General features: G+C 72.9%; 7 protein-coding genes. 5 read left to right on the forward strand and 2 right to left on the reverse strand.

Annotation, left to right across the window (positions count from 1 at the left end):
• The 4 genes from AB0H87_RS33045 to AB0H87_RS33060 all read left to right on the forward strand — a co-directional run.
• A partial coding sequence (locus AB0H87_RS33045) for an MMPL family transporter (protein ID WP_360154680.1) occupies nt 1-582 on the forward strand: 582 nt, incomplete at its 5' end.
• A gap of 293 nt (nt 583-875) precedes the next feature.
• Nucleotides 876-2,270, forward strand: a complete 1,395-nt coding sequence (locus tag AB0H87_RS33050) for a stress response protein (RefSeq protein ID WP_360154683.1) — start codon at nt 876-878, stop codon at nt 2,268-2,270.
• 181 nt (nt 2,271-2,451) lie between these two features.
• Complete coding sequence (locus AB0H87_RS33055; RefSeq protein WP_360154686.1) at nt 2,452-5,418, forward strand: BTAD domain-containing putative transcriptional regulator; 2,967 nt, start codon at nt 2,452-2,454, stop codon at nt 5,416-5,418.
• A 95-nt stretch (nt 5,419-5,513) separates the two neighbouring features.
• Entirely contained in the window at nt 5,514-6,125 is a 612-nt protein-coding gene (locus tag AB0H87_RS33060) for a hypothetical protein (RefSeq protein WP_360154689.1), read from the forward strand.
• Here AB0H87_RS33060 and AB0H87_RS33065 read toward each other — a convergent pair.
• A complete protein-coding gene (locus AB0H87_RS33065) occupies nt 6,116-7,537 on the reverse strand; it encodes a serine/threonine-protein kinase (RefSeq protein ID WP_360154692.1) in 1,422 nt (473 codons plus the stop codon). The two genes, AB0H87_RS33060 and AB0H87_RS33065, sit on opposite strands and share 10 nt — an antisense overlap.
• Before the next feature lie 37 nt (nt 7,538-7,574).
• Here AB0H87_RS33065 and AB0H87_RS33070 point away from each other — a divergent pair, with 37 nt between their 5' ends.
• Nucleotides 7,575-8,120, forward strand: a complete 546-nt coding sequence (locus AB0H87_RS33070; protein WP_360154695.1) for an RNA polymerase sigma factor — start codon at nt 7,575-7,577, stop codon at nt 8,118-8,120.
• Here AB0H87_RS33070 and AB0H87_RS33075 read toward each other — a convergent pair.
• On the reverse strand, nt 8,117-8,807 hold a 691-nt coding region (locus tag AB0H87_RS33075), incomplete at its 5' end, for an NAD-dependent epimerase/dehydratase family protein (protein WP_360154698.1). The genes AB0H87_RS33070 and AB0H87_RS33075 overlap by 4 nt on opposite strands.

Below are 8,807 nucleotides of genomic sequence, written 5' to 3' on the forward strand. Positions count from 1 at the left end.
GGCGCCGTGATCATGTACTTCGCCTGGCAGCTGGCGCACGCCCGGGGCCTGCCGATCGTGCTGACCAACCTGCTCAGCATCGGCGCCGCCCTGGGCGCGGTGGTCTGGGTGTTCCAGCAGGGCAACCTGGGCCTGCCGGAGCTCGACGGCACGAACCTGACGGTCCCGGTCCTGGTCGCGGCGATCGCGTTCGGCCTCTCGGTCGACTACGAGGTGTTCCTGCTGTCCCGGATGCGGGAACGCTGGCTGGCCGGCGCCCGACCGGAGGTCGCGGTGGCCGAGGGCCTGCAGCTCACCGGCCGCATCGTCACCGCCGCGGCCCTGCTGCTGGCGATCGTCTTCGCGGGCTTCGTGGCCGGCGGCTTCGTGCCGATCCGCTCGATCGGCCTGGGCCTGGTCCTGGCCGTGGTCCTCGACGCCACGATCGTCCGGATGCTGCTGGTCCCGGCCACGATGACCCTGCTGGGCCGCTACAACTGGTGGGCACCGGCCTGGCTGGCCCGGATCCACACCCGCTTCGGCCTGACCGAGCCGGCACCGGCCGAGCCCACCTCACCGCCGTCGCTGGTGCTGACCCGCTGACCCTGTCGGAGAAGGGGGTGCCCGCGCACGGGGGGCGGGCACCCCCTTCCGGGTGCCCGGGACGGGTCGCGGAGCGGGGGACGCTGCGGCCGACAGATATTTCTCTCTGCAGCCTTGAACGAAGGCAGTTCTGCCCGAACGGGCAATTGAGAACCTGCTATTTCGGCAACCACGACTCGTCCAACGAACCTCCGTACGGTCACCCAGGACTGATCGCTTGGTCCCGCATTCCGGCACCCTTCGAATTTAACGCGGGTGTAACTTTCCCAAAACCACAGCGGAAAGGGTGACCAATGACCGAGGACGCGTGGCAGGAAGCTCGGCTGATTCCCACCTCTGGCATCAACGGTCCTGACGAGCAAGAACGGCGGGCGACTTCAGCGCTGCTCGCGGTCATGAGTGCCGTGCGTGAGTTCGGCCGAGCGCTGACCTCGCCAATCGGCGCACCCGCGGGCTCAGTGCAGACCTTCATCGAGGTGCCGTTCGACGTGAACGGAAAGAAGTGCTTCCCCGACGGCCTGGTTCGGATCAGCCGCGGACAGCGCCAATGGACCGCACTTGTCGAGGTCAAGACGGGAAACAACGAACTGCAGCCGGAGCAGCTCGAGACCTATCTCGACATCGCCCGCGACGAAGGCTTCGACGCCCTGATCACGGTCTCGAACCAGATGCCGCCCGTACCAGGACAGCACCCGACTGCGGTCGACAAGCGCAAGCTTCGCCGAGTCCTTCTGCACCACATTCCGTGGACCGAGATCCTCACGGCCGCGGTCATGCAGAAGGAATATCGCGGTGTCGCCGACCCGGATCAGGCATGGATTCTCGGCGAGCTGATCCGCTATCTCGAACACCCGCGTTCCGGCGCGATGGAGTTCACGGACATGGGTCCGGGCTGGGTGCAGGTTAGAGAAGCGGCTGCGGCCGGGACACTCCGCTCCACCGACCCAGTGGTCCCCCAGGTTGCCAGCCGGTTCGACGCGCTTGTCCGATACGCCAGCCTCCGACTCGGCCGACGCCTCGGCACAGAAGTCGTGCCGGCATTGACCCGGCGCGAGCTGGCGGACCCAGCGTCCCGCACCCAGGCGCTGACGGCTCAGCTGACGTCGAGCGGCACGCTGACGGCCGCATTACGCATTCCAGGTGCTGTTGGCCCTCTGCAGGTCTCCGCCGATCTACGCGCCGCGAAGGTCATCTGCTCGGTCGACATCGACGCACCCCGCGAAGGCCGACCGACCACGCGGGTCAACTGGTTGGTCCGTCAGCTCAAGAACGCGCCGGAAACGGTGACCGTCGAGGCGTTCGCGATGCACGCACGCGGCCAGGGAGTGGTCGACCAGTTGCGGCTCGTTCGTGAAGATCCGAGCCGGCTCATCGTCGATCCCGCCAAGGAGCTGCGCGCCTTCCGCATCTCTCAGGTGACCTCAGCCGGGACGAAGCGGGGTGCCGGGCGGGGATCGTTCATCGACTCCGTTTTGGCGGCGATCGACGACTTCTACGAGCAGGTGCTGCAGTCGCTCAAGCCGTGGATGCCCGCCCCTCCGCGACTGCGTTCCACAGACGAGCCGACCACCGCCGAGCCGGTAGCGCCGAGTCTGATCGCGACCGCCATCTCATCGCAGGATGGGCCGGATCCGGTCCGCATCCCGAAGCCTGGCGCGCGTACCGACGCGGAGTCTCACTCGAGCTGACGGGTTCGGGGGTGAGGGGCACCGTCCCCACGATCGGTCCCGGTCCTCTTTCGGTGAGTCACCATCCTCCCCGGTGGTGGCTCACCACCCCCGTCCCCGCACAGCTTTGCTGAGTGCACATACCGGATCGCTTTCCGTCTGGGGTTTCGTCCTGTTGAGCGGCTGTATACAGTCGGTCGGCGTGGAGTTTCGCCTGCTCGGTCCGGTCGAGGTCAGTGCCGACGGTGGTCGGGTGGGTGTCGGGCGGCGGCATGAGCGGGCCGTCCTGGCCATTCTGTTGCTCGAGGCCGGGCGCAGCGTGCCCGTCGGGCGGCTCGTCGAGCTGATCTGGTCCCGTGACCAACCCCGCGATGCCCGGGCCGTCCTGCAGACCTACATCTCCCGCCTGCGGGCCCTGCTCGGTGCCGGTGCGCGGATCGAGCTGCGCGACGGTGCCTATCGGATCGACGTCGACCCGCAGGCCGTCGACGCGCACCGGTTCGCCACCCTCGTGGCCGACGCGCGGGGGACCGACGACGCCCGCGAGCGCGGCGAGCTCCTGCGGGACGCGCTCGCGCTCTGGCGCGGGCCCGCGCTCGCCGACATCGGGCCCGGGCGCGAGCGGCTCGCCGCCCGGCTCGAGGAAGCCCGCGCGGCCGCCCTCGACCTGCGGATCGCCGCCGATCTCGCGGCCGGGCGGCACGCCGAGCTGGTCGGCGAGCTGACCGAGCTGTGCGCCGGTGCGCCGCTCGACGAGCGGCTGGCCGCCCATCTCATGACCGCCCTGTTCCGCGCCGGGCGGCGGTCCGACGCGCTGGCCGTGTTCGGCCGGATCAGGGACCGGGTCCGCGACCAGCTCGGCCTCGACCCCGGCGAGGACCTCCGGCAGCTGCACGCCGCCGTGGTCCGGGACGATCCGGCGCTGCGGCCGCCGGCACCCGGCAAGCCGCCCGCCCAGCTGCCCGCCGTCGTTGCGGACTTCGTCGGGCGGGACGAGCTGCTCGACCAGCTCGACGCCGACGGGCCCACGATTGTCGTCGTCGGCGCCGGCGGGGTCGGCAAGACCGCCCTCGCCGTCCGCTGGGCGCACCGGGTCGCCGACCGCTTCCCGGACGGGCAGCTCTTCGTCAACCTCCGCGGCCACGAGGCGCCCGTACGGACCATCGACGTGCTGGCCACGTTCCTCCGTGCCCTCGGCGTGCCCGGTGACCGCGTCCCGGTCGACCCCGACGAGGCCGGCGCCCTGTTCCGCAGCGAGGTCGCCGGGCGGCGGGTGCTGATCGTGCTCGACAACGCGGCGACCGCCGAGCAGGTGCGTCCCCTGTTGCCCGGCGCGCCGGCCTGCGCCGTCGTGGTGACCAGCCGCGACCCGCTGGGTGGCCTCACCGCGAGCCGGCGCACGGTCGACCCGCTCACCGAGGCCGAGGCGATGCTGCTGCTGCGCAGGATCGTCGGCGACGACCGGGTGGACGCCGAGCCCGACGCCGCACGGGAGCTGGTGCGGGCCTGCGGTCTCCTCCCGCTCGCCGTGCGGATCGCCGCCGGGCGACTCGCCGCCGAACCGTCCACAAAGGTCGCCGAACACCGGGTCTCCGGCGTACGCGCGCACTTCCGGGCCTCCTACGACCGTCTTGCCCCGCCCGAACAGGCCCTGTTCCGTCTGCTCGCCGCCGCGCCGGGCACCGACGTCGACGCCGCCGGGGCCGCCGCGCTGGCCGGCACCGACGACGTCGAAGGCACGCTCGCCGCCCTCGTCACCGCCCACCTCGTCACGGCGCCCCGGCCCGGCCGGTTCGGGCTGCACGACCTGCTCCGCGCGTACGCCCGCGAACTGAGCGACCCCGGCGAGGCGGAGGCGGCGGTCGCTCGCCTGCACACCCACTACCTGGCCACCGCCGACGCCGCCGGGCGGCGGCTCTACCCACACCTGGTGCGGCTGCCGCTCGCCGACCTGCCGCCGGTCGAGGGTTTCGCCGGCAACCCGGCGGCGCTCGCCTGGCTGGACGCCGAGCACGGCAACCTGCTCGCCTCGATCGCCCATGCCGCGACCGCCGGGCCGCACCACGCTGCGTGGCAGCTCACCGACGCCCTGCGCGGCTACTTCTGGCAGACCAGGAACACCGTCGACTGGCTCGCCGCGGTCCGCGCGAGCCTCGCCGCCGCCGAGGCGGAGGACGACCTGCGCGCCCAGGCGGCGATGCACTCCAGCATCGCGCTCGCCCGGCAGAGCCAGGGCGACCTCGCCGGGTCCGCGCGCAGCAGCGAGCGGGCGCTGGAACTGCACCGGGCCAACAACCACGCCGCCGGCGAGGCGAGCACGCTGATCACGCTCGGCGCGCTCTACCACGACCTGGGCGAGCTGCGCCGGGCCGCCGACTGCTGCGTGACCGCGCTGGCCTTGCACGAGGAGATCGGGTCCCCGGGAGGGCAGGTGGTCGCGCTGAACAACCTCGCCGCGGTCGAGCACCTGCTCGGCGAGGCGACCGCGGCCGACCGGTTCCGGGCCGCGATGGAGTTGCGGACGGACGTGGCCGAGGCGCACTCCGAAGCGCACCTGCTCGGTGGTCTGGCCACCGTGCAACGCGACCAGGGCGACCTGACCGGCGCGCTGGCCAACGCGGAGGCGGCGCTGGCCAAGGCCCGCGAGGCGGCCGACCCGATGGTCGAGGGCGACATCCGGTCGCTGCTCGCCACCGTGCACCACTGGCTCGGCGGCCCGGAGCGGGCGATCGCCGAGCACCGGGAGGGGCTGGCGCTGCTCGACGCCGGCAGCGCGTACGTGCGCACCCGCACCAACGTCGGCCTCGCCGCCGCCCTGCGGGACACGGGCGACCTGACCGAGGCGGCCACGGTCGCCGCCGCCGCGCTGGCCGACGCGCAGCGCGCGGGACATCGCATCCTCGCGGGCAACGCGTACCTCGTGCTCGGCAGCGTCGCCCTGCGCGGCGGCGACATCGACCGTGCCGTCGACTGTGGACAACGGGCGCTCACCAGCCACCGCGCCACCGGCCACCGGCTCGGCGAGGCCCGTGCCCTGCGGCTGCTCGGCGACATCGCCCGGGCAAACGGCCTGGGCACGATCGCCCGCGAGCAATGGCACGCGTCGCTGTCGCTGCTGTCGGAGCTCGGCAGCGGCGAGGTGGCGGACGTGCTGAGCCGGTCCTGCTAGTTGACGGATTCACGACTCAACGGGCGCGAACAAACTCCGGTGCCGGTGCATCGAACCCTTCGACAACAACCCGAACCGAGTTGCCAGGAGTCATGATGCGGGCACTTCCCTTCGCCGGCGCCCTCGCCGGCCTGCTGCTGGTCGCCGCTTGCTCGTCGCCGGTCCAGCACCAGGCCGGCGACGCAGCACCTGCCGGCGCACCGACACCGACCTCCGCCGCACCCACCACCACGCCGCCGACCCCGCCGCCATCGTCGCCGCCCACCTCTCCAGTCGCCCCGGACCCGGAAGGCAACGACGCACCGATCCTGGGCCACGAGGGCTACGGCGCACTGAAGATCGGTATGAGCGTGCGGCAGGCCGAGGCGACGGGCCTGGTCACGACGTTCGACGACAGTGGCTGCCGGGGCGCCCACCTGCGCGACGCCGGGTCCAAAGCCGCCGGCGGCGTCCTCTGGTCCCCGAGGTACGGCATCGTCAGCATCGCGGCATGGAAGGGCGTGGAGACGCCCGAAGGCGTAGGCGTCGGCACGTCAGCGGCCGAACTGCAGCGGATCTACCCGAACTGGGAGATCGTCGACACGAACGGCGACTTCGTCAGGGGCTGGGTGACGTTGACCAAGGACACCAGGTACCGCATCACGACCGACGGCGGCAAGGTCAACAGCGTGACCCTGCAGCACACGCACCAGGACTGCTACGAGTGAAGCCGACCGGCCTGCGGTGCCAATGAGCCGGAGAGCCGCAGGCCGGCCAGGATCTCGTCGGTCAGGTCGGCCGCGCCGACCTGCTTGACCTGCACGTAGACGCCGAAGCCGCGGGGCGGCATGGCGAGCACGACCTCGCTGAACGAGACCGAGGCGCCGCACGACGTCCACCGCCGCACCCGCGCCGGGTTGCCACCCACGTCAACCGTGCGCGCGGCCTGCTCCACGCACGACGGGTGGCTGGGCAACGCCGGCGCCGCGCCGCCGGCGAGGGCCTTGCTCGCGCCGACGAACACCCCTGGTATCCCGCTCGCCGGATCCGGCCAGACCGCCAGGTCCGGCGCCGCGACGAGGCCCGGCGCGCGGCCGGCCGGAAGTCGCAGGACACCGGGGTTCCAGCCGTCGTCCTTGAGCTGGCCGGCCCAGTCGGGCGGCACCGCGACCGAGAGGGCGCCGCTGGCATCGGAAACGCGGACCCAGCCGTGCCGGGCCGGGAGCGTGGCGCCGGCGCTGGTCGTCGTGAGCACCGCGGCGAGCGAGACGGCGACGCCGGCGGCCCGGCCGAACCAGCGCAGCACCCGGCCACGGCTGCGCTCCCGCTCCGCCTCGGCGGCGACCGCGCGCAAGGCCACGAGCATCGCGTCGACGGACGCCCAGCGCTGGCGGGGGTCGGCCTGCAACGCCCGCCGGACGACGTCGTCCACGATGGACGGAACACCGGGGCGCACCTGGGACGGCCGGGGCACCCGGTCCGAGCGGCCGGGAACCGACCAGGCCGGCTCGGGCGGGCGGCCGGTCAGCATGTGGAACAGGGTCGCGCCGATCGCGTAGACGTCGGCGCGGGTGTCCAGCCCACCGCCCGGTGTGGCCTGCTCCGGCGGCATGTAGCCCGGTGTGCCGGCGGCGACGGTGAAACCCGACGCGTTCGCGAGCGCCTTGGCCAGCCCGAGGTCGGTGACGAGCACGCGATCCCGGCCCGGAGCGGGCTGGAAGAGCACGTTCGAGGGCTTCAGGTCGCGATGCAGCACGCCGGCCTCGTGCAGCACCGCCACGGCGCCGGCGATGTCGACCGCGATTCGCAGCGCCTCCCGCACCGGCAACGGCCCGGCGGCGAGCCGGTCCGCGAGGGTGCCGCCGGCGGCGTACGGCATCACCAGATAGGGCCGCCCGTCGGGCAGCTCACCGACGTCGAGCACCCGCACGAGCAAGGCCGAATCGGCCCGCCGCATGATGCGCGCCTCCTGCTCGAAGCGCGTGCGCAGATCGGAGTGGTACGACCAGTTGTCCGCCAGCACCTTGATGGCGACCGACGCGTCCAGTTCGTCGTCGGCACCGAGCCACACCGTCGCGAAGGCACCGGACCCGATCCGCCGCAGCACGCGGTATCGGCCGATCTTGTCGGGCACTGGCACGCCCGTATTATGAGCCACGCAACGGGGAGGAACGGGCATGGCACCAGATCGTGCGCTGGAGGAACTGGCCAGCAGCGCGGCGACCGGCGACGCCGGCGCACTCGACGCGCTGCTCGTCGAGATCGAACCCCGGGTTCTGCGGCAGTGCCTACGGTTCCTGCCCTGCCGCCAGGACGCCGAGGAAGCGTGCCAGGACGCCCTGCTGCAGGTCGCGCGCAACATCGGTGGCTTCGCCGGCCGTTCGCGCTTCTCCACCTGGCTGCACGCGGTCACGGCCAACTGCGCGCGGCAGACGTACCGCAGCCTCAAGCGCCGGGCCGACGAACAGCCGTCGGCGGTGCTCCCGCTCGACGCCGCGGACCCGCGCACGACCAGCGTGATCGCGGGCTCGCGGCTCGACCTGCTGGACGCGCTGGAACGCCTCGAGGCGCACCGCCCGGAACTGGTCGCCCCGCTGGTGCTGCGGGACTTGAGCCAGCTGTCCTACGAAGAGATCGCCGAGCACCTGGCCATCCCGGTCGGCACGCTCAAGTCGCGCATCCACGACGCCCGTCAGCACGTCCGCGCCTCACTGGCGCGCTAGCGGCGGGACGCCAGGGCGGCGAAGCCGCATCGCCACGTCGGGAACTCGGGCTGCCAGCCGCGGGAACGGGCGAGGTCGTTGGACGCGCCGCGGGCCCACGCGACCTGGCCGGACCGAGCCGGCGGGGCCGGCACCGACAAGGCGGAGGCCAGGACCGGAAGCCAGTCGCGGCCCGGAGCGGGATCGTCGTCGACGATGTTCACCGGCCCGCCGGGCCAGTCGAGTGCGGCCACGGACGCCCGGGCGGCGTCGGCCACGTGCAGGAACGAGGTGACCGACGAGTCCGCCACGAGGTAGGCGATCAGCCGGGCGTCGGTGTCGCCGGACAGGGCCGCGGCGACGGCGCCGCCGGGGTTGTACCAGGTGCCCGGGCCGTACAGGACGCCGTACCGCAACAGCACCGCTGTGTCCATTTCGGACGCCGTCTCCTCCAGCGCGAGCAGGCCGTCCACCATCGCTCCGCGCGGATCGGCCGCGCCGGCGTCGAGCGGGTCGCTCTCGGACGCCGGCTTCTCCCCCGGTGCGTACGCGAACGCCAGCGACTGGGCGACGATCCGTGTGGCGCCGGCGGACCGGGCCGCGTCGACCAGGTTGCGGGTGCCCACGCGGCGCAGCCGGTCCGTGGCCGCGCCGTCCGCACCGGCGAGGTCGGTGAGCTGGTGCAGCACCGCGTCCGCCGTGGTGTCC

Source organism: Asanoa sp. NPDC050611 (assembly GCF_040654855.1).
In the GTDB taxonomy this organism is placed as follows: domain Bacteria; phylum Actinomycetota; class Actinomycetes; order Mycobacteriales; family Micromonosporaceae; genus Asanoa.

Excerpts from the sequence above, each read along its gene's own strand:
- AB0H87_RS33050 (WP_360154683.1), top strand. The coding sequence starts at position 876 with ATGACCGAGGACGCGTGGCAGGAAGCTCGGCTGATTCCCACCTCTGGC.
- AB0H87_RS33070 (WP_360154695.1), top strand. The coding sequence starts at position 7,575 with ATGGCACCAGATCGTGCGCTGGAGGAACTGGCCAGCAGCGCGGCGACC.
- AB0H87_RS33060 (WP_360154689.1), top strand. The coding sequence starts at position 5,514 with ATGCGGGCACTTCCCTTCGCCGGCGCCCTCGCCGGCCTGCTGCTGGTC.